Genomic DNA, 21,308 nt, shown 5'->3' on the forward strand with positions numbered 1-21,308 from the left:
CGCACGCGCCAGCCCGCACAGCTTCGTTCGTTTCGTTTCATCTCGTTTGCCTAGCCTCGATCGCTTCGCAGCGTCACCTTCACTAGAGATCTGCCATGTCCACGCGCGCGCGCCTGTCCCTGCCCTTGCCCCTGGTCCTCCCCCTGGTTCTCCCACTGACCGCCGCCTGCAGCGACGACGGCACGAGCGCCGACGACGAGGTCGGAACGACCAGCGGGACCGACGACGTGGGCACCGACGAGTCCGGTGAGTCCGGCGAGTCCACGGACACCACGGGCGAGGACGAGACCGACAGCGAGGACACCGGGACCACCGGCGGCGAAGAAGAAGCCGCGATCGTCGAGTGCGGCGAGCTCCAGCCCGCGGCCTCGGGCACCTGCGTGGCCGAGGGCAGCGCCGGCACGAGCACGCTGCTGCGCGGCGACGTGCTCACCCCCGAGACCGTCTACCGCGGCGGCTCGGTGCGAATCGAGGACGGGCTGGTCACCTGCGCCGGCTGCGACTGCAGCGACGAGCCCGTCGACGCGACCATCACCTGCGCCGACGCGGTCATCAGCCCCGGGCTGATCAACACCCACGACCACATCACCTACGCCAACAACTGGCCGATCGGCGAGGGCGTCGACCGCTACGAGCACCGCCACGACTGGCGCAAGGGCCTCAACGGCCACTCGACCCTGCCCTACAACGGCTCGGCCTCGGCCGAGGAGGTCACCGGCGCCGAGCTGCGCTTCGTCATGGGCGGGGCCACGTCCACGGCCAGCGCCGGCGGGCGCTGGGGGCTGCTGCGCAACGTCGACTCCTCCGGCGACCTCGAGGGCCTGTCGCTGACCCCGGCCGACTCCGACACCTTCCCCCTCGACGACTCCAACGGCACCCAGATCGCCTCGGGCTGCAACTACGGCGACACGACCACCGCCGCCTGGGTCGCCCAGCAGGAGGCCTACCTCCCGCACCTGTCCGAGGGCATCGACAGCTACGCGCAAAACGAGTTCGAGTGCGCGTCCACGAACCCCGACCTGCTCGAGCGCCAGACCGCCCTCGTCCACGCCGTCGGCGTGACCGCCGAGGACGTCCAGGCCATGGCCGAGACCCAGGCCAAGGTGATCTGGTCCCCGCGCTCGAACGTGGTGCTCTACGGCCAGACCGCCCCGGTCACGCTGATGGACGCCCTCGGCGTGCAGATCGCCCTGGGCACCGACTGGATCCCCTCGGGCTCCATGAACCTCCTGCGCGAGCTCGCCTGCGCCCAGGGCCTCAACGACGACTACTTCGCCGGGCACTTCAGCGACAAGCAGCTGTGGGAGATGGTCACGACCAACGCCGCGTTCGCGATCGGCGGCCAGCGTGGGGTCGGCATGATCAAGCCCGGCTACGTCGCCGACCTGGCGATCTTCGCCAAGGGCGAGGAGATCGACCACGGCGCGGTGATCCGCGGCCACGAGTCCACGGTCTCCCTGGTCCTGCGCGGCGGCACCCCGCTCTACGGCGACGCCGAGCTGCTCGCCTCGGCGGCCCTCGGGGCCAGCGCCTGCGAGTCCCTCGACGTCTGCGGTGAGGCCAAGCTCGCCTGCGTCGCCGAGGACACGACCACGACCCTGGCCGACGTCGTCTCCGAGGTCACCTACCCGCTGTTCTACTGCGACGTGCCCGAGGACGAGCCGAGCTGCGTGCCCTGGCGCCCCGTCGAGTTCCCCGACGGCATCATCCCCGGCGAGGACGACGACGGCGACGGCGTGGCCAACGACGTCGACAACTGCCCCACGGTCTTCAACCCCGTGTTCACCACGCCGGCGGCCCCCTACTACGACGAGCAGCCCGACACCGACGCCGACGACATCGGCGACGTCTGCGACCCCTGCCCCTTCGACGTCGGGACCGAGTGCGCCGCGCCCTCGGCCAACGACCTCGACGGCGACGGCGTGGCCAACGGCGTCGACAACTGCCCCTACGACCAGAACGCCGACCAGGCCGACGCCGACGCCGACGGCCACGGCGACGCCTGTGACGCCTGCGCCGACGCCAACCCCGGCCTGCTCGGCTGCTCGGTCAGCGTCGAGGCCGTGCAAAACCCCGATCACCCCGACCACGTGCCCGAGGGCGAGACCGTGCTGCTCGCGGGGCTCACGGTCACCGGCCTGCGCAGCGACGACGCCGGCTTCTTCGCCGAGACCGGCACCGGCGAGGCCTGGACCGGGATCATGATCTACACCGGCTCGGGCAACCCCGACGACCTCGACGTCGGCGACGTCGTCTCCGTCGAGGGCGTGGTCACCGAGTATTACGACCTGACCGAGATCACCAACCCCACGGTCACGATCACCACCCAGACCGCGACCCCCGGCGAGCTGCCCTTCTCGGCCAAGCTGATGTCCGCCGCCGACATCCAGACCGGCGGCGCCCTGGCCGAGGCCCACGAGTCGATGCTGCTCGTCGTCGAGGACGTGGTCCTCGACGTGCTCAACCCCGACAACCCCGACGACTACGACGAGTTCTCCGTCGACGGGCTGCGCATCAACGACGCGCTCTTCGCCGACCTCGACAACACCTGCGCCGTGGGCTCGAGCTTCGCCTCGATCACCGGCGTCCTCGACTACGGCTTCTCGAACTTCAAGCTCGAGCCGCGCGGCGCCGAGGACTTCGGTCAGCTCGACTGTCAGCCCTGGCCGTAGAACACCAGCTCGACGCGCATGTTCATGGTCCCGCCCGGCGGCGGTGAGTCCGTCGCCGTGCTGTACCAGCTCGTGTAGTCGACCGTGTTCTGTTCACCGAAGAGGACCGCGTCGGTCACGTCCTCGCGCCACTCCTCGGTCACCCAGCCCGGGCACCAGCTCGAGCGGTCGTAAAACCAAGTCCCGCCCTGGTTGGGCGTCACCCCCTGCTCGACCCACTCGGCGCAGCGGTTGGCGCTCTCCATCTTGTATTGATGCTCGAAGGGCTGGTCGTTGACCGCGAAGCTGTGGGTGAAGGTGCAAAACTCGGCGCAGCTGGTTCCGTCGGCCGAGCCGTGCCCCGAGATCCGCGCGTAGAGCTCGACCTTCTCGGTGCCCTCGGGCGCCTCGAACGCGAAGTCGTCCCAGTTGGCGTGGAAATTCTCGTTCCAGCCGTAGCCGCCCCGGGAGATCAGCGTCTGCTTGGCGATCGGCCGCAGCCCGTCCTCGGCGTGGCCAAAGCGCAGGTCCACGGTGTAGCGGTAGGTGTACTGGCCGACGTCGTTGTCGCCGTGGGCCGAGACGAATTGCAGCGCCCCGCCCTCGTTGCCCTCGCCGTAGAGGTGGAGCAGCTCCGGGGTGATGTCGATCAGCCAGCGCCCCGGGGCGCTGTAGGGCGTGATCCACTTGACCACCCGGCGGCGGTTCTCGCCCGTGCACTCGTCGTCGCCGCACAAGAAGATCGAGGCGATCGTGTCCCACTCGCCGCAGGTCGAACCGTAGGGGTGGCCCTCCCCGGGGCAGTCGATGTGCATGTCGATCTCGAGCTTGTCGTAGTCGGCGATCTCGGCCGCGTCGGGCAGCACCCACTCGTAGGGCTCGCCGCCCTTGATCTCCACGCCATCGGCCACGCGGTGGACGAGCACGTCTTGTGACTCGGCCTGCTCGGCCAGGCTCGCGTCGAGCTGGTACTGGCCGTTGAAGTACTTGGCCCAGTAGCGGGTCTGGCCGAGCAGCGGCACCCAGCTGCCGCTGTAGACCCGCACGTTGTGGCCCTCGCGGACGAGCTGGTGGCGGTCCACGGTGAAGTGGGCCTCGTTGGCGTTTTGCTCGTGGATCCCCGCGACCACCGGGATGTCGAGGCCCGAGTCGACCACGTAATGGAAGCGGTCGGTCATCGCCTCGTGGACCTCCGGGCCGAGCTCCTCGAGGTAGCCCTCGATGCGCTGGGCCAAGGACAGCATCAGCCCCGTGCGCGTGTCCTCGTCGAGCGCCGCGTCGTCGGCCGCGACCACGAACCAGTAGTGGGTGTTCTCGGCGCTGTCGTCGACGAGCTCGTCGATCGAGGTCGACCACCAGTTGCCCGCGTAGATCACGAACACGTGGTTGTCGCAGCCGGTCCACAGCTCGGAGAAGCTCACCGCGTCGTCGCGCAAGGTCTTGACGCTGAAGTCCGGCGCCGGCAGGTCGTAGCCGACCTCGCTCGCCGAGGCGTCCCAGGCGTAGCGCTCGAGCCCGTCGAAGCAGGCCCCGCTCTCGCCCGTGTCCCCGGTGTCCGTCTCCGTCTCCCCCGTGTCGGTCTCCGTGTCCGCGCCCGTGCCCGACTCGCTCTCGGAGCCGCCCTCGGACTCGCCCCCGGAGGTCGTGCCGACCTCGTCCGCGCCGCCGCCGTCATCGCCCGACTGACATGCACTCAGCGCAATTCCCAATACAAAAACTGTGGTCCCAAAGGCAGGCTTATCTTTCATTACAAACTTACTAAGCCTGCTCGAGAGTAGTCGTGCAAGGGCCTTTTACCGGCCCAAGAGCCAATTTCCGCGGTCTGGGTGCCACCGTGCGCTCAGTCCCGTGCCACCAGCTCAAAAACGAACAAAATCGAGTGCGAGCGACTTTTCGCAGCCCCGGGAATGTGTTAGATGCCGCCGCGCGTCTGGAGGCCGAAGTGCCTGCAAACGCGGTCTGGTCCGGGTTCTGGCCCGCTTGAAGAACCTCCCCCCCACAAGCACCGCCCAAAGCGCATGTCCTACATCTGCCACTTTGTAGGTCACTTCAAGTCGCTGTGGTAGCTCACGACTACCACCCCCCAAACGGAGCAGAATCCAATGGTCTTCGCCTACATCGGCAACATCACCGCGGCCCTCGTTTCCATCGGTCTTCTCGTCGGCACCCTGCGCTATACCCGCAAGGCTAGCTGAGCCCCTCCATCCCACCGGCCCATACCACCGGCCGGTTTGGTGATGCGGCTCACTGAGCTAACCTCGGATATGCGTGGCGCCGCCGGACCCCACGGACCGGACGCCATCGCACCCAAGCGCAGCCCATGACCGAGCCGCAAGACAACGCGCCCGACAGCTCGTCTACCACTCGCCTGGGCAGCGCCTTTCGGGTCTCGGAGATCCTTCGGCACGAGGCCCAGGCGGACGACTTCATCGGCTCGTTCAGCCTCCAGGACGCCAACGAGCTGCGCCTGCTGCTGCGCGGCGAGTCGGTGGTCGACTGGCACCGCCTCGACTACGACAGCGAAGAGGACTCGCGGCGCATGCTCGCGCTCAACAGCCTCGACTGGGACGACGACCGCGACCGCGAGCGCATCGAGTTCCTGCGCGGCTCGGCCACCGACTACCTGCGCGAGGTCCTCAAGCTCCACGTCGACGAGGTCGTGGCCAGCGCCGCGCCCTTCGTGCAGCTGCCGCTGATGGCCTCGGGCAAGCTCGGCACCCGCAAGCAGCAGCGTAACGCCTGCACCCTGCTCAAGGTGATGCACATCCTGTATCACCTCGACGCCCGCGAATTGCGTACCCGGCTGGCGCTCTCGGACAGCGACCTGTTCAGCAGCGTCGAGAACAGCGTGCTCCAGGTCTTCGACCAGCTGCGCAACATGGGCGCGCCGGTGGTCGAGTTCCAGTGGTCGCGCAAGACCCGGGACTCGCTGCTGACCAAGATGCTGGTCAAGCGCGAGACCAGCGCCGCGCGGGTCTTCGACCGCCTGCGCTTTCGGCTGATCGTCAAGCGCCGCGAGGACATCCTCCCGACCCTGCGGATCATGCTGCGCAAGCTGATCCCCTACAACTACGTGGTCCCCGGTCAGACCGTGAACACCCTGGTCGAGACCTCCCGCCTCGACCGCATCGGCCCCAGCCCCCTCGTCAGCAGCGAGGGCCGCAACGCCGACCAAAACGAGTTCTCGGGCGCCAACTTCCGGGTGATCAACTTCATCGCCGACCTCCCGGTCCGCGTCGAGGACCTCGTCGACCCCAGCCGCCTCGACCCCGAGCGCGGCAACGTGGTCTTCGTGCTCGTCGAGTTTCAGATCCTCGACCTCGAGACGGCCAAGACCAACGAGCAGGGCGAGTCCTCCCACGACGCCTACAAGACCCGCCAGCACGCCCGCGTGCGCGAGCGGATGCTGCGGGCGCCCTCGGAGAGCAAGGCCAAGAACGGCAAGCCCGCCGAGCCGACCGAGCCCGCCCCGAGCGTCCGCGACGACGTCCTCGGCCGCGTCCCGCAGATCGACGATCCCGCGGTCGACTGAGCGCTCACTCGCAGGCGAGCGCGCCCGCTGGCGCCGTGAGGTTGTCGCAGGCCGTGGTGAACACCTCCTCGGCGACGACCTCGACCCCGCCGAACTCGCGGTCCACGGTCAGCAGGTCGCGCTCGTGCCCGGCCACCCCACACGCGAAGATCTCGTCGCGGCCGCGGTGATACTCGAGGCCCACGCTGACGAAGTCCTCGGCCAGGGGCAAGAAGGCGCGGATCGTCCCGTCGGTGCGGAACTCGTAGAGGCGGTCGCTCAGCGCGTTGATCCCGAACAGCGGCGCGTCCCCGTCCCCGCGGCTGAGCCCGTTGGAGCCCCAGGCCTCCGTGAGCGCCGTGGTCTCCTGGGAGCTCGCGCTCTGGGGATCCACGGCGATGAAGCGGCCCTGCTCGGCCGCGACCCCGAGCAGGCGCTCGCCATCGTCCGAGGCCAGGCCGCTGACCAGCTCGTAGCCGTAGCCCCCGACCTCCGTCGCCGTGCACGCGCAGGGGTCGATGCGCACCAGCGTGTCCCCCCAGGTCTCGCGGTAGGCCGAGGCGTAGAGCGCCTCGCCGACCACCGCCAGCGCGCTGAAATTGGTGTCGGCGGGCAGGCCCGCGGACAGCTCGAGGTCGGGGCAGAGCACCGTGACCTCGCCCTCGCTCCCGGGCACCACGCTGATCTGGATCAGCGCGTCGCTGCCCGCCTCGTCCTCGTCGATGGCCAACAGCCAGGGTTGCGCGATCTCGCCCTGTGAGTCCGAGTCGGTCCCATCGTCGGCCTCATCGCCGATCCCGTCCTCGCAGGCCGACTCGTTGCAGGCCACCAGGCTCATCGGCAGGCCCAGCGCGGCCAGCAGCCCCAGCGAGCCCAGCGAGAGGTCGCGGACGCGACCAGAGCAGACAAAGACGCGACGCGAACCCACGGCCCGTGCATGGCCGCGAGCGCCGGATCCTTCGCTGGCTCCGACTGCCCGGCGAGCGCAGCGAAGCCAGCGCTCCGCAGACAGACGCCCCCCGCTCGGCGCCCCGCGCGGGCAGGGACAAGCCAAGCGCCTCAGCCCCGCCGGGTGAGCACCGCCAGCACCTTGTCCACGCGATCCGCCGCCGCGATCGCCAGAACCTCGTCCCCAGCGCGCAGGCAGCTGCCCCCCCGCGGGATGTGGATCCCCGTCTCCCCCTGGCGGCGCAGGCCGACGAGCAAGCAGTCCTCCGGGAAGCGCCGGTCCGCCGCCAGCTCGGCCACCGACTTGCCCACGCACCACGCCCCCGCCGGGACGCGCACCGACACGATGTGCGTGTGCGGGTCCCCGACCGAGACGATCTCCTCGACCTGCGGGTGCTCGACGTGGAGCACCACCTGATTGCGCAGCAGCTGCGTGGCGCGGATCAGGTGGCTGACCCCCGCCGCGCGGAAGGCCGCCTCGTAGGACGCGTCGCGCAGCCGGCCGATCACCCGCTCGATACCGAGGCTGCGACCGAGCAGCGCGCAGGCGATGTTGTCGGCGTCGACGTTGAGGGCCGTGACCAGGATGTCCGCCCGCCCCGCCCCCGCGTCGCGGAGCACGTGGAGGTCCGTGGCGTTGCCCTTGACCGCGACCACGCCGAGCTCGGCGTAGAGCGTGGCGCAGACCGACTCGAGGCGGTCGATCACCACGACGTCGTGGCCACGGGCGGTGAGCGAGGCGGCGACCTCTCGGCCGAGGGCGCCTCCGCCGGCGATGAGCACGTACATGGGGGGAGCTTAGCAGGGCGCCGGCCCTGCTTTTGGGACAGGCGGGCAGTGCTCAAAAGGACATCGCCAGCCCACCGGTCATCGTCGCCCACACCGCCCTGTTCTCGCGCAGGTCGAGCTGCGGAGCGCCGTGCATGTCCGTCGAGTGCCGAGGCACATCCTCGAGCAAGATCAGCCCCGGGCGGAGCATCACCTCCAGCCGCCGGACCATCAGGTTCTTGCCCGCGTAAAAAGGCCGCAGGCGGATCTCGAAGCGCGGGCGCATCGAGAAGTCGAAGCCGGCGTAGCGCGGATCGAAGGCGCTGCGCTGGGTCTGCCACATCGCGTGACCCCACATGAGGCTCAGCCCCGCCCCGAGCGCGACGAAGTCGTCGTGGCCCACCCGGCGGAGAAACGCAAAGCCTCCGCCCATGCGCGTGTAGGGGATCGACACGGGTCGCTCCGCGGTGCTCCCGTCACCGGAGATCGGGTACGCAAAGACCCTCGAGAACGAAAATTCGACGGTGTACTCGAAGCGCCAGCCCTGGGCCGGAGACAAATTCCCCTCACGATTGCTCAACGGCCACTGCGCGAGCCCGACTTGGAACTCTCCCCCCGCGAAGTTGAACACCGGCGTGCTCTCGGTGCGCTCGCTCAGGGCGAGGCTCGGCATGTATCCACCCGCGACGAAGATGTAGACTCGACGCCCAATCCCGGCCGCGCCGTGCCCGGCGAGCTTCAGCTTCCCCGCGTTGACGCTTGCGTTCATCGGTCGATAGTGACGATCGCCGAGATAGCGATACTGCACGGTCTCGGTGCAGCTCAGGAGTGGAAAGTGCGCTCGCAGAGACTCACCGCCGCCCTTCTTCTTCGTACAGTCGCAGTCCACCGCACACGTGCAGCTCTCACCCTCGGAGCCCTTTGCTTTCCCCTTTGTCTCCTCGGAGAAGGACATCCTCCTCGTCACGTGCTCACCGAGTTCGTTGGCATAGGAGAACTCGATCCCTCGAATCGACTCCGGCTTGATGAAGCGCTCCCGCCAGGGCAGATCCCTGCGAGCGTCTCGCCTTTCTTTCCCTGTGGGCTCATCGAATTTTCCGCCAGGAAGCTGCAACACGGTTTTGGGATCGAGCTCGATCTCCAGCTGACGCTGACCTGGCTCGACATGGCCCTGCAGACGCTGATTGATCATCCTCAGCTCCTCGGTCCAGCCGCGCCTGTCGTCTGCGTTCCAGAACCGAATATGTAGGGGCTGACCGTTGACGAAGGGGAGCACCACGCCGCCTTGCCAGTCCTCCCGCCTGTCTCGCTCGTCCTTCCTGTCTTTCCTGTCCTCGCCCTCCTCTTCCTCGGTCTGCCTCGGACAAGAGTAGTAGCAGACCCCGCTTTGGCCCTCCTTTGTCGACTGGATGATCTCGCCGCCGTTGAGCCGCTCGCACGACAGCCCAAACTCCTGGATCTCGGCCTCCGGACAGTCCCGGCTGGGCATGTAAAAGCAGCTGTCGACCTCCCACGAGAAGGTCAGCTGCGTCGCCTGGAGGGCGGCCCCCGGCTGCGGAAAGGGCGTGTTCCAGCGCGCTTCGAGCACCACCTCTCCTCGTTGGACCCGCTTCTTCTTGGCGCGACTCGTCGACGCGTCCTCGGGCTCCAACGCCGACTCGGAGGGCAGCGTTCCATTTCTGATCTCGACACGAAGGCGCTTGTCCTGACTCGAGGCGATCACCGGCGTCAGCACGCTGAGGCTTCGCTCGCCTGGCACGCCGCGGATACAGCTGTCCCAGTCGAGTTCGAAGCTCTCCTTGCCACGAAAGAGCTTCGCAAAATATGGCTCCTTCGAGGACCTGCCCTCCAAGTAGGCCAGGTCGTCCAGGCTCTCCAGCTCTAGCTGGGGAGGGAGCTCGAAGTCGGCCCACTGGCAGCGCGGCTCGATATCGATGTGCTCGCCATCTTCGAGCTTGGTCTGGGCGCCCGAGAGATAGTGCCCACCGACGACCGTGAGCGTCAGCGGGGTCTTTTCATAGTCGACGCCCAAGCTGAGCTCGAGCTCGTCGCCGATCACCCGCATCTCCTGGATCGGGAAGTGGTTGATACCCTCGCTCATCGAGCTGCGCAGATCGAGGAGGAGCACCCGCCAGGCGGGGATCTCCACGTCCCAGTCCCTCCCCTTCGTCCCCTCGAACGCCTCCAAGGAGCGCATCGACACGCCGGTCGTCGCGTTGTTCTTGGCGCAGGTCAGGTAGTCCTCGTCGTCGGTCCCAAACACCGGGTCCAGGCGAGGCTGGCAGCTGGGATATTGCCCGGAGTACTTGCGCACCTCGTCGTCGTCGCCGAGGTCCACCCCGCCACAGGGCCTGTTGAACTCGGCGAGCTCGCGCAGCCCCAGCTGGATCTCATCGAGGAGCTCCAGCTTCCCGTCTTCGATCTTCTCGGCGAGCGCCTTGTCGATCTTGCCGTCGTACTCGCGCAGCTTGGCGGTCTCGCTCTTGAGCATCCACAGATCGTCGAGCCGAACGCTGTGTGGCCCCGCCCCGCGAGTGATCACGCAGACGTGGGTCGCCTGCGCAGTCGTCGAACCGGGGGCGGCCTCCGACTCGGCGCCGAGCGTGACCGACAGCTTCCACTCGCCCTTGCGCGCGTGCGCCGAGCTCGGCGCCAGGACCAAGCCGACAACCAACGCGACGATCCCGAGCAACCAGCGTCGATGAGACTCAGTCATGGTTCCCGTCCGCGTCGCAGATCCACAGCTCTTCACACTCGTTGCCCCGCGTATCCCTGAATTCGCGCAGCTCGAAGGTCTTCGCGGGTCGCGGGTCCGAGCAGTTCATGGGCTTGTTCCTCAGCGGAGAACCCGAGCGACTGGAGCGGTCGTGCCAGCAGCGTCGCTTGCTGCGTGAGGAGATCATCAGCTGGCTCTTCTCCAGGACCAGCTTGCCCGTGCGATCGGCGCCGTCGACCAGCGCCGCCGCGATGTTCGCCTTCATGCCGAGCGCCGCCTGCTCGGAGTAGGACTCGGGCCAGCAGGCAAACACCGGCGGGAGCCCGTGGTGCCCCTCTCCCTTGGCCATCCAGACCGAGCGCCAGGTCTTGATCTGGTCGTTTTGCGGGGCGATCTTGAGCCTGCGAATCCCCTCGGAAAACGGCCTGTTGTCCTCGCCGTAGGGCCACAGCGCCGTCACCAAGATCGGTTCGGTGGCGTCCTTGGTGTTGGCCGCGCAGCTCAAGGTCCCGAGCAAGTCTCCACCATCGAAGATCGTGATCGACTTGGACATCCACTGCGGTGGAACCCTGAGCGTCAGGGCGTCGAACTCGGCGAGATGCTCGAGCTCGAGATCGAGCTCGAGCTTCTCCAGGCCGAAGGGGCGATCATTTTGAACCGCCTCCCTGCCCGATCCCGCCGAGACCGCGCACAGCCAGACATCACGGGCGCCGCTGTCTTCCGTCCGCTCCCATGTCGAGTTCCAGCTGAGCGGAAAGCTCGCGCTCGCCTCGACACCGTGCAGCAGCTCCACGTGCCCCTCGACGCGCAAGGCGATCGCCCGAAAGTGACTATCGCGGCTCGGCACCGGCCGATGGCAGGTCAACGTCGAGTCGGGCGAGAAGTCGAGGACCTCCGCCGTACCTGCGCCAATCGAAATCTCGAGCGTCTCGGTCAGGCTCTCCCCAGGCACCGGTACAGCCCGCCGGCCAGAGCTCGCCCCTCGCACCCCGAGCTGAGCGATGAGCAGGGTTCCCGGAGCGACCGGCTTCCCTGACTCCCGCTTGGCCCCGACCCGCAAGCGCTGGAATTCCGGGTCGTGCCGAACATCGACGGCGAGCTGAACCAGGCCGCCGTCATCGCTGGGGACCCACGGGTAGCTGGCCTGATAGAGCCCCTCCAGCCCGCTGCTCTGCAGGCTCTCGAAGCTCGACAGGTACATGCTCGCGATGACCTCCGAGCGCAGCTCGCACTTGTCGTCCGGCCGCAGGTGCGCGACCCGGCGTCCGCCCACTTTCCTGCCGCTCGCCCCGAGATCGAAGATATCGCTGGAGGGGTCGATGAACTGATCCTCCTTGAGCCCCACCCAGTCCCGGTCACGGCAGCGCAGCTGGACCAGCGGCGGCGTGAAGGGGCCGAAGCCCAGGCCATCGTAGATCTCCGCCTCGCTTTGCGGCGTGCAGTCGAGCAACGGCTCGGGTTTCCCTTGCCCCTCCTCGACCCAGACCGGGCAAAAGCGATCGGCGACCTCCTTTGACAAGTAATTGTCGAGGTGCTCGCCGAACTCCTGCGGAGACTCGGCCAAGATCAGCGAATTCTTGGGCAGCAGAGACTCGGTCGTGGCCTTGTCGGTCAACGCGAGCACGATCTCCGCCTTGGTGCCGTTGTTGACCGTGGTCAGCGTGCTGCGCGACACCAGCGTGAGCGCGCCGAGGAGCAGCAAGGAGGTCAGCAGCGCGCGCTGGATGAGATAGGGGATCCCGATATAGGGCAGCAGGTTCGGCCACGAGCGTCGCGCGATGCGTTGAAAGAGCGCGACCGCCCCGCTGAAGAGCGAGACCCCGCCGAGACTCAGCAGCCCGTCTTGCACGGAGATGCGCAGCGCCGGGAGCAAGACGCCCCCCGCCAACAAGACGATCACCAACGCGACGCCGAGGATCAGCAACGAGTAGATCATCGAGGCCCGCGGGATCAGCCGGATCGCGGCCTGGAGCGGCGGTCCATGAGGCGCGTGCAGGGTCAGCGCGATGCGAGCTGGCCAGATCCTGGGCGCGGGGATCTCGATCAGCTTGCGCCAGGTCGCGTAGCCGTCCTCGTCCTCGTCCTCGTCCTCGTCCTCGTGATCGAGCTCGACCTCGTCGGGGAGCTTCATGTCGAAGGGCGTGCGTCGGTAGGGGTAGTCGTGGCGAATGATCACCCGGGGGGAGTCGCCCTCGCGGCGCATGTTCTCCGCCCCGCGCGGGTGCTTGGCCTTGCGCGAGCGGCCCCCGAGGACTTTCCGCGGGCAGCTCCACTCGAGCTCGACGCCGATCAGCTCGCCTGGGACGCAGATGGTCCAGGTCGTCGGGGTGTCCTTGCCCTCTGGGCGGTCAATGATTCGTGCGCGAAAGCTCATGATTATTCAGTACAGGGTGTGCAGTATCCAAGAACGTCGTCATCGGCGCCGGCTTCTTTCATGCACGACGGCTCCGCGTCGACTTCACCAAGAAGGGCGCAGCGCTCTTCACAGTCTTTCTTGCTCGTACAGCGCTGCGCGCAGCGCTGTACGGAACCCGCGCTTTCCTCATCGTCCCCAGTGTCCGTTGTCGTACCGGCGCCTTCCGAGTCCGTCTCGCTCCCCGAGTCCGTATCGGTCCCCGTGCTCGTTCCCATATCGTCGCTCGCGTCTTCTGTGGCATCAACACAGACCCCGAAGGCCACGAGCCCATCTCGAATCTCCAGGACACAGCTTCGCCCCTCACCCACATCATCATCCAAACAGTCTCCGTCCACTCCACGAGCGAGCGATTCATTTGTATCAATGACGAATTCGCTCCCAACATAGTAGAGCTTGGAGGCGCGGATCAACGACCACTCGTCGTAGGCCCAGCACCCGACCAACAGCGCGGTGACGGCCTGCCCTTCCCGGGGATTGTCCCCCGAATCCGGGAGCGGACAGCCGGGAGCGAGGGCTGCGTAGGCGTCGGCGCCAGGAATATAGGCATTTTCGCTGTCTCCAGGGCTGAAGGTCCCGGCGGTCTCACTCGTGTAGCTCAGCGCGCTGACACAGCGATCGAAGTTGGCGATGTCCACCACCGACCCCGATACATCGAACACTGGCGGGCAGGTGAACAACGCGCAGGTCACGAGCACGCTCTCCTCGGGCGCCGTCCACTCGAGTTCATAGCCGACGATTTCGGCTCCTTCACTTCCTTCCACCAGCTTCACCTCCTCGAGCGTCGAACTCAGCTCGGGCACACCAAACCCATCGATGAGGTCGGTGCGGAACACTTCGTCCCCCACGGGGCCGCGGCAAGACTTCTTCTCCGTGCTGCTGTCGACCACACAAAAGCTGCCCTGCGGGCAATCTTCGTGGTCCTCACAGCCACTCTCGGCCAGGCAGCGCGGGAGAGGGTCGAGTTCGCACTGATCAGCTGCGCACTCACCAGCCTTCCCCTCACTCGATGAGCAAGCCGGCGATGAAAAGAATATTGGGACCAGCCCAGCCAGCCCGAGTCCAAGACCGCCCCTCGTACGAAGATGTGACATCATCGACGCGTCGAGTCTATGGCGACATCTCCGCCGCCGAACGGCAATTAATGCGTCAGCGTGCTCGGAATAGCGCACTCAACAACCCCGAATATGAACATCACTATCGAGCGAATTGCCCATCGGCCTTCTGACACGGACATTTCGAATATGGAGCTCAGCTTGCCCAGATACAGGGGAGACTCGACCCCACTGAGGCTCACGATGCCTCTGAGCGGCTACGAACCGAGGCCTGTCACCCCCAAAGCGACAATTTGGCCCCCGGCCTCAGTGAATCCCCCGCCAAGCCCGAGCGCTGAACAACACCGCCAGCGGCAGCACCTCCAGCCGCCCCACCAACATCGCCAACATCCAAACCCCCTTGACCCCCGGCGGCAGCCCCGCCACCTCGGGGATGTTCATATAACACGGCCCAATGTTGTTGAGCGCCGACGCGACCCCGGAGAAGGCCGCCCAGCCCGCGTGGGGTGAGCACAGCGTCGTCACCAGGGTCCCGACGATCAACAGCACGACCCAGGCCACCGCCAGCCCCCCCACGCGCCCGAGCTCTCCGGCCTCGACCGGGCTGCGGTCCAGGACCACCGGCAGCGCGGCGCCGCGCGGGAGGATGGTCCGCCGCAGCTCGCGGCGCATCAGCCCGAGCAGCAGCAAGATCCGCGTGACCTTGAAGCCCCCAGAGGTCGAGCCCACGCAGCCGCCCACGCACATCAGGACCAAGAAGAGCACCCGCGCCGTCGAGCCCCAAAAGGGCGTGGCGATGTCGGCGGTGGCGTAGCCGGTGGTCGTGGCGATGGCCAGGACCTGAAACAACGTCGTGCGCACGCCGGCCTCGGCGCGGGCGAGCCAGCCCTCGCCCAGGGCGTGGGTGGTCTCGAGCGCGTCGGCGGCGAACATGCCGGTGCCGCGCAGCCACTGCTCGCCGAGCAGCACGAGCAGCGCGCCGAGCAAGAGGCCGATCCACGCGCGGATCTCCGCGCCGTCGCCGAGCGCTCGCCACTCGCCGCGGGCGAGGCGAAAGTGGACCACGAAGCTGGTCCCGCCGGCGGCCATGCCCGCGATGATCACCCACTCGATCACCACGGGGCGGGCACCGGCGGCGATCTGCTCGGGGGCGCGCCAGTGGGCGACGCTGGCGTCGTGACCCGAGAAGCCGCCCGTGGACAGGGTGGTGAAGGCGTGGGTGATGGCGTCGAACCAGCCCACGCCGCCGAGGCGCAGACCGAGGGCGACGAGGATCGTGAGCCCGACGTAGATCAGCGCGAAGAACTGCAAGGTCCGCAGCGGGCCGGGGACGGGGCGGCTGGCCTGGATCTTGTGGGCCTCCGTGGGCCCGAGGCGGTGGGCCAGGCTGGGGCTGCGGGTCAGGGCCACGAACAGGCTCAAGATGCCCACGCCGCCGATCCACTGGGTCAGCGCCCGCCAGAGGATCGCGCTGCGCGGGAGCGCGTCGAGGCCGGTGAACACGGTGATGCCCGTGGTCGTGAACCCACTGACGACCTCGAAGCTGGCGTCGATCCAGCTGGCGTCGAGGAGCACGACCAGGGGCAGGGCGCCGACGATCGAGAGCACGATCCAGCCGAGGGCGCAGACCAGCATGGCCTCGACGGCGTCGAGGGTGCGGATCTGCGTGCGCCACCACGAGAGGCCGCCGACCAGGGCGGCGCCTGCGGCCGGCACCCCAAAGGCCCGCGCGAGCAGACCTGGGGCCTCGCCCACGGCCCAGGACACCAGGCCGACCAGGGCCATGGCCACGGCGAGGATCACCAAGAGCACGCCCAGGGCGTGGCCCACGGCCGAGAGCGTGCGCTGATGCGGGCGCATGGCCGGGAAACTATATCGCGCGCGCTGGCAGGCTCTCAGCGCCTCGATCCCCGTCGGCGCTTTGGGGCGCTCACCAGCCGCTCGTCGACGAGCGCCGTGTTCAGCCCTCGGCGCGGACTCCCCCGGCGCTCGTCGACGAGCGCCGTGCTCGGCCCTCGGCGCGGACTCCCCCGGCGCTCGCCGACGAGCGCCGTGCTCAGCCCTCGGCCGCGATCTCGGCGAGCTCGACCAGGAGCGCGGCGAAGCGAGCGGGGACCTCGAGGTTGGGCGAGTGGCCCACGCCGGCCATGCGAACTCGCCGGGCGCCGAGGGCCTCGGCGGCGCGGCGGGCCGTCTCGCCCCCGCACAGCGGATCTTGCTCGCCCTCGACGACCATCCGCGCCATGGTCAGCTGCTTCAGCGCGTCGCCGGGCTTCCAGTTGACCAGGGCGTCGAGGTTGTGGAGCGTGGCCGCCCAGCGCTGGCGGTGGCCGGTCTCGACCAGCTCGCGCCAAAACGCGTCGCGGGGCGCCGTCGGGGCCATGGGCGCGAGCACCGAGGCGAAGCGCTCGATGTCGTCTTGGGTGACGCGCTGGAGCTCGGGGCGGTTCCAGGCCTCGGGCATGCCGTCGACCCAGGCCGGAGAGACGACGCAGAGCGAGGCCAGGCGCTCGCGGTGCTCGAGGGCGAACTGCATGGCCACGGCCGAGCCCAGCGAGTGGCCGACGAGGTGCAGGCGCGGGCCGAGCTCGCGGGCCGCGATGAAGGCCCGCAGATCCTCGGCGAGCGCGGGGATCGTGTAGTCGTTGTCGGGGCCGCGGGTGTCGCCGCGGCCGCGCATGTCGATGGCGAGGATCTCCCCGAAGCGGGCGCGCCCGGCCTCGAGCTTCAGCAGCGCCTCGGCGGTGGGGATCCACCAGCGGTGCGTGGACCAGTTGCCGTGGACGAGGACGAGCGGCTCGTCGCCCTCGCCCTGCCACTGCCGATAGAAGACCTCGAGGTCCCCGGCGCGTTGGTGCGGCACGCCTCAGTCCCCAGCAGGCTCGGCCTTGGGCTTGTCGTCCGGCGCCGACTTGGGCTTGGGCTCCTTGGCCTTGCCCTCGTCGGGGAAGAGCCCGCTCCAGTAGAGCAGGCGACCGCAGCTCTCGCACACCGGGATGATCTCCCCGGCGCGCAGCGAGACGTAGGTCTGGTGGGCGACGGCCATCTTGCAGGCCGAGCAGCGGCGCTCGTTGACGGGCACGAAGCCCACGCCGCCGCGCCGACGGATGCGCTCGTAGCGACGCAGCAGGCCCTTCTCGACCGAGTCGAGCAGGTGCTTGCGAGACTTGCGGGCCTTCTTGGCCGAGCGCTGGAGCTTGGCGTCGATCTCGTCGAGGCGCGTGCGCTCGGCGTCGAAGGTCTGGCGCAGGTCGTCGAGACCGGCCTGCATGGCCTTGATCCGACCTTCGGCCTCGGCGACCGCTTCGTCGATGCGCACCAGCTCGTCTTGGCGGGTCTTGGACATGCGCTGGGTCGCGTCGAGCTCGCGCTGGGCGGCGGCCAGCTCGCGCGGGGTCTTGACCTGCGAGATGCGTTGCTTGCTGCTGCGGATCTGCTCGCGTTCGTCGTCGAGCAGCCGCTCTTGGTCGTGGCGGAAGGCGTGACTCTCGTCGAGCTTCTCGACCTCGTTGTGCAACATGGCCTCGAGCTTCTCGAGGTCACGGTCCATCTCGCGCTTGCGCCTGGGAATCGCCGCGAGCTTGCGCTCGATCGAACTCATCCGTCGGTCGTGAACCTGGAGCCGATGGAGCGCTTCGATCTGATCTTTCATGCGTTGGGGCGTGCCTTCTCGGGAGTGCTCGTCACGAAACCCGGACGTCAAAGACGTCCGTGCGCGGGTGACGAAGTAGGCCCACCAGGGCTCGAACCTGGGACCGACCGGTTATGAGCCGGCTGCTCTAACCGACTGAGCTATGGGCCCGCGGAGCGAACGATAGGTAGCGCCGCACGCGACGTCAAACGACACGCGCGTGCAGGGGTCCACGCGAAGCACGAGCCGGCCCCTGGCGGCCTGTGCATGCGCGATCTGCGAACATTCTCTTGCCCCCAAGTACGGCAGTCACTGCTACCCTCGCGGCCCTCGCCGAGAGAGCGCGCATGAGCCAAGAACGACGCTGGCTGCTGGTGTCCCGACCCGTGATCGGCCCCGGACTCGACGGGGGCCCGGCGCTTCTGCGCGAGCTGATCCCCGCGCTGCCCCCGGGCGAACCCGTCGACTACTTTGGAGATCCGCTCCGGCCGCTGCGCCGCGCGAGCGCGGGGGACGGGCTGCTCCGGGTGCCCCGGCTGCCCGGAGGCTTTGGCGCCGAGGTCCTCGAGCGTGCGGCGATCGCCAGCGCCCTGCTCAGCCGAGACCGCCGCCGACAACCTCTGCACATCTTCCTCGCCCCGGGCCCGGTCACCGAGCGCGTGGCCGCGGCCCTGGTCGCCACGCCCGAGCCGATCTCCACGACCACGAGCCTCGTCCACCGCGCCACCGGCGGGATGCGCTCGCTGTGGGGCGTCGCCGGCACCGTGCTCCGCGGCCGCAAGCACGAGCACCCGCGCCCCGCCCCCGTGGTCCAGACCCTGACCTGCGCCACGGGCCTCGAGAACTACATCCTCCAGCTCGAGGCCCTCGACGCCGTGGTCGCGCTCTCGGACCACACCCGTGACCGCCTGCTCGCTGGCGGCTTGCCCCGCGGCCGGGTCCACCGCATCTACCCGGGCGTCGACCCGCGCATCGGCGGCGCCATCGACCACCCCGACGCCCTCGCCCGCCGCCGCGCGATCCTCTACGCCGGCGAGCTCGACGTCGGCGCGACGGACCGGCTGATCGAGCTCGCGCGCACGCTCAGCGAGCCCAACTTGCGCGGGTGGAGGCTGATCATCGCCTGCCGCCCCGACCAGATCGTCGACGAGCCGGAGCGCGCCCGCCTCGCCCGCGAGCTCGCCGGGGCCATCGGCGCGGGCACGGTCGAGATCCACGGCGAGGTCGACGACATGGGCGCGCTCCAACGTCGCTGCGCGCTCCAGGTGTTCGTGGCCGACAAGATCCACCGCCGCCTCGACATCCCCCTGGTCGTGCTCGAGGGCCTGGCCAACGGGCTCCCCCTCGTGGCCCTCGACCGCGCGCCGATCCGCGAGATCTTCTCCGTCGGCGAGAGCCGCGCTCGCAACGTCGGCGTCCGGGTCGATCCCTCCTTGGGACCGCAGGCCCTCGTCGCCGCCGTCCACGATCTCGCGGGACACCCCGAGACCTTGCTGGCCATGTCACACGACGCGACGGGTCTCGTCCGTGACGCCTTCTCGTCCGCAAGGATGGGTGCGGACCTCGCGGCTTTGCACCGCGAGCTGCTCAGCAGGCGTTGAGGACCGTCAGGGCCAGGGCGAGCAGGCTGAGCAAGCAGGCGGAGCCGAGGAGCTTCATGCCTGCCTGAATCTTCGAGATCCGGGCCAGCCAAGGGCGCGATCAAAGCCCTTTGTTTTCAAATACTTGGGGCCATGGAGAGAAGTCGGTGATGCGACCTGCAACGTTGCGTGCTCCCACGCCCACGACGAGGCGGCAGGTTGCATCAGCTCACAATTGTCATTGTGACAACTGAACTTGGCGCCGGCGCAGCCCGAGAAGCGCGAGCAGGGCGAGACCCAGCGCCGCCCCCGAGCCGCCGGGCTCGTCGGCGCTCGCGCAGGCGCAGCCCGACCCGCCGCCCTCGCTCGCCCCCTCCGCGCCCGCGTCCGCGACCTCGCCCTGGTCGGCGCCGGTCGCCTCGGACTCGCCCACGTCGAGGCCGCCCTCGCTGCCGGCCCCGCTCTCCTCGCCCGTCTCCGTGTCGCAGGGCGTGGACACGAAGCTCCCGCCCTCCTCGCAGCCCGAGTCGCCGACGTCGACGACGGCGATGTAGTCGTGACCAAAGGCGGTCCAGCTGCGGCCCATGGGGTCGCTGATCTCGAGGCGGATCATCACCGAGCTCGCGGCCGCCTCCGCGGGCGGCTCGAACGCGAGCTCGAAGCTCCCGGTCTCGGCGGCGAGCTCGGAGGCGAACACCGCCCAGGTCGGATCGCTGCCGACGCCGCCCTTGGACCACGCCAGGCTCATGGTCGAGCCGGCCATGGCGTCGACGCAGCCGGTCAGCGTGGCGGCCTCGCCCACGCCCACGGCCTGCTCGCCAAAGGTCAGCGCCGCCGCCGGGCCGCTGGCCGCGGGGTCGGGGTCGTCGACGATCTTGAACACCCCCGGCCGCGGGGTCCACAGGTTGTACCAGGGCTCGTAGGTGTAGCCGTCGACCACGTAGCTGCCCGCGGGCAGGGCCATGGTGTCCCAGGCCACGGGCTCGCTCGCCGCCGCGAAGGTGATCGCCCGGCGCTGCGCGTCGGTGGTGATCCGGCTCCAGCAGTCGGCCCACTCGGCGTTGTTCTCGAGCACGTAGAGCTCGAGGTCGACGCTGTCGAGGTCGCCCAGACCCTTGGCGTCCGCCGCCGTGACGTCGGCCTCGGTGATCCACCCGGGCAGGATGTCCTCGGGGTGGCGGTCGCGGCAAAAGGCGAAGAACTGGTGGGTCCGGCTGTCCGAGACCTCGTCGGGGGTGACCTCGGTGTCCTCGAAGGGGATCGTGTAGTCGAACGCGATCAGCGGGCTCTGGCTGCGATCGACCACCCTCATGCAGGGCACCTCGGTCCAGGCCACGGGCGTGCGCGGGTGGGTCTCGTTGCCGGCCTGGGCCAGACGCGGCGCGCCGAGGAGGGTCACGCCCGCGACCACGGCCGTCGCCTGGACCGTCAACCTCGGCGTCAGCGCAGCCGCCTGTCCTCGCCGCCCGCTCACTGGCCCGCCTCCATGCCCTCGACCGCGACCTCGCCGGCCGGCGGCGCCCCGCGGCGGTAGTCCGACCAGTCGAGCTTGGCCCCGCAGCGCAGCATCATCGCGCCCTCGTAGGGGTTCTCGATCTTGCCCGCGCGCTGCACCCAGTAGGCGCCCTCGTTGGTGAAGGTCATCGGACAAAAGATCAGCTCGAGGCCCTCGCGCTCGCCGGGGTTCGCCGCGAGCCAGGCGATCATCCCCTCGCTCATCTTGCGGTAGGCCATGCGCACGGTCGCGATGTCCGGCGAGCCCAGGCGCTGGACCCCGGCGAGGAGCTCGTCGAGGCCGGCGTCGGTGGGCTCGAGGCCGGCGAGGACCACCAGGCTCGCGCCGGCTTGCGAGACGCCCTCGATGCTGTCGCCCGCCAGGATCTCGCCGATCCCCAGGTAGCAGGCGAGCACGGACTCGTAGCGGACCTCCGGGCTCGCCTCGTCCTCCTCGCGCTTGCCCTTGCAAGCCCAGCATGCGCCCGCGAGGGCAGTCGTCAGCCAGCGCCTTCGGGTCCATGTCGCCACATCAGCGCGA

14 protein-coding genes and 1 tRNA gene are annotated in these 21,308 nt (G+C 68.8%); 3 read left to right on the forward strand and 12 right to left on the reverse strand.

Annotated elements, in window-relative coordinates:
* Positions 1-95: 95 nt before the first annotated feature.
* On the forward strand, positions 96-2,672 hold the full coding sequence (locus G6O69_RS41840; RefSeq protein ID WP_172301863.1) for an amidohydrolase family protein: 2,577 nt from the start codon (positions 96-98) through the stop codon (positions 2,670-2,672).
* Here G6O69_RS41840 and G6O69_RS02175 read toward each other — a convergent pair.
* Positions 2,657-4,399, reverse strand: coding sequence for a peptide-N-glycosidase F-related protein (locus tag G6O69_RS02175; protein WP_176396580.1), 1,743 nt, complete (start codon positions 4,397-4,399; stop codon positions 2,657-2,659). The two genes, G6O69_RS41840 and G6O69_RS02175, sit on opposite strands and share 16 nt — an antisense overlap.
* A gap of 572 nt (positions 4,400-4,971) precedes the next feature.
* On the opposite strand from G6O69_RS02175, the gene G6O69_RS02180 reads away from it, so the two are divergent.
* Positions 4,972-6,183: a TIGR04552 family protein gene (locus G6O69_RS02180; RefSeq protein WP_172301865.1), complete on the forward strand. Its 1,212-nt coding sequence runs from the start codon at positions 4,972-4,974 to the stop codon at positions 6,181-6,183.
* 4 nt (positions 6,184-6,187) lie between these two features.
* Here the strand turns inward: G6O69_RS02180 and G6O69_RS02185 are convergent, their stop codons facing one another.
* The 9 genes from G6O69_RS02185 to G6O69_RS02225 form a co-directional block, all read right to left on the reverse strand.
* Positions 6,188-7,090 (reverse strand): hypothetical protein, encoded by a 903-nt coding sequence (locus G6O69_RS02185; protein ID WP_172301866.1) that lies wholly within the window; start codon positions 7,088-7,090, stop codon positions 6,188-6,190.
* Between the two features lie 131 nt (positions 7,091-7,221).
* Complete coding sequence (locus G6O69_RS02190) at positions 7,222-7,899, reverse strand: TrkA family potassium uptake protein (protein ID WP_172301867.1); 678 nt, start codon at positions 7,897-7,899, stop codon at positions 7,222-7,224.
* A gap of 52 nt (positions 7,900-7,951) precedes the next feature.
* On the reverse strand, positions 7,952-10,594 hold the full coding sequence (locus G6O69_RS02195; RefSeq protein ID WP_172301868.1) for a hypothetical protein: 2,643 nt from the start codon (positions 10,592-10,594) through the stop codon (positions 7,952-7,954).
* Positions 10,587-12,968 carry a hypothetical protein gene (locus G6O69_RS02200; RefSeq protein WP_172301869.1) on the reverse strand — a complete coding sequence of 794 codons (2,382 nt, stop codon included), beginning with the start codon at positions 12,966-12,968 and terminating at the stop codon, positions 10,587-10,589. Before G6O69_RS02200 ends, G6O69_RS02195 begins: the two co-directional genes overlap by 8 nt.
* A 2-nt stretch (positions 12,969-12,970) precedes the next feature.
* Positions 12,971-13,897, reverse strand: coding sequence for a hypothetical protein (locus tag G6O69_RS02205; protein ID WP_172301870.1), 927 nt, complete (start codon positions 13,895-13,897; stop codon positions 12,971-12,973).
* Between the two features lie 471 nt (positions 13,898-14,368).
* The gene (locus G6O69_RS02210; RefSeq protein ID WP_172301871.1) at positions 14,369-15,922 is read right to left on the reverse strand and encodes a TrkH family potassium uptake protein; all 1,554 of its coding nucleotides are present in this window, start codon (positions 15,920-15,922) and stop codon (positions 14,369-14,371) included.
* Between the two features lie 196 nt (positions 15,923-16,118).
* Entirely contained in the window at positions 16,119-16,925 is an 807-nt protein-coding gene (locus G6O69_RS02215; protein WP_172301872.1) for an alpha/beta hydrolase, read from the reverse strand.
* 3 nt (positions 16,926-16,928) lie between these two features.
* Entirely contained in the window at positions 16,929-17,663 is a 735-nt protein-coding gene (locus G6O69_RS02220; RefSeq protein WP_172301873.1) for a C4-type zinc ribbon domain-containing protein, read from the reverse strand.
* A gap of 127 nt (positions 17,664-17,790) precedes the next feature.
* Positions 17,791-17,864, reverse strand: a tRNA-Ile gene (locus tag G6O69_RS02225).
* Positions 17,865-18,040: 176 nt separating this feature from the next.
* Here G6O69_RS02225 and G6O69_RS02230 point away from each other — a divergent pair.
* A complete protein-coding gene (locus G6O69_RS02230) occupies positions 18,041-19,294 on the forward strand; it encodes a glycosyltransferase family 4 protein (RefSeq protein WP_172301874.1) in 1,254 nt (417 codons plus the stop codon).
* A gap of 217 nt (positions 19,295-19,511) precedes the next feature.
* On the opposite strand, the gene G6O69_RS02235 is transcribed toward G6O69_RS02230, so the two are convergent.
* A complete protein-coding gene (locus tag G6O69_RS02235; protein ID WP_172301875.1) occupies positions 19,512-20,747 on the reverse strand; it encodes an MYXO-CTERM sorting domain-containing protein in 1,236 nt (411 codons plus the stop codon).
* On the reverse strand, positions 20,744-21,298 hold the full coding sequence (locus tag G6O69_RS02240) for a DUF3347 domain-containing protein (RefSeq protein WP_172301876.1): 555 nt from the start codon (positions 21,296-21,298) through the stop codon (positions 20,744-20,746). Before G6O69_RS02240 ends, G6O69_RS02235 begins: the two co-directional genes overlap by 4 nt.
* Between the last annotated feature and the right edge of the window lie 10 nt (positions 21,299-21,308).

This window comes from Pseudenhygromyxa sp. WMMC2535 (assembly GCF_011083025.2).

Bases quoted from the DNA above. Each gene is read 5' to 3' on its own strand.
- G6O69_RS41840 (WP_172301863.1), top strand. From the start codon at position 96: ATGTCCACGCGCGCGCGCCTGTCCCTGCCCTTGCCCCTGGTCCTCCCC.
- G6O69_RS02175 (WP_176396580.1), bottom strand. From the start codon at position 4,399: ATGAAAGATAAGCCTGCCTTTGGGACCACAGTTTTTGTATTGGGAATT.
- G6O69_RS02180 (WP_172301865.1), top strand. From the start codon at position 4,972: ATGACCGAGCCGCAAGACAACGCGCCCGACAGCTCGTCTACCACTCGC.
- G6O69_RS02190 (WP_172301867.1), bottom strand. From the start codon at position 7,899: ATGTACGTGCTCATCGCCGGCGGAGGCGCCCTCGGCCGAGAGGTCGCC.
- G6O69_RS02195 (WP_172301868.1), bottom strand. From the start codon at position 10,594: ATGACTGAGTCTCATCGACGCTGGTTGCTCGGGATCGTCGCGTTGGTT.
- G6O69_RS02200 (WP_172301869.1), bottom strand. From the start codon at position 12,968: ATGAGCTTTCGCGCACGAATCATTGACCGCCCAGAGGGCAAGGACACC.
- G6O69_RS02210 (WP_172301871.1), bottom strand. From the start codon at position 15,922: ATGCGCCCGCATCAGCGCACGCTCTCGGCCGTGGGCCACGCCCTGGGC.
- G6O69_RS02220 (WP_172301873.1), bottom strand. From the start codon at position 17,663: ATGAGTTCGATCGAGCGCAAGCTCGCGGCGATTCCCAGGCGCAAGCGC.
- G6O69_RS02230 (WP_172301874.1), top strand. From the start codon at position 18,041: ATGAGCCAAGAACGACGCTGGCTGCTGGTGTCCCGACCCGTGATCGGC.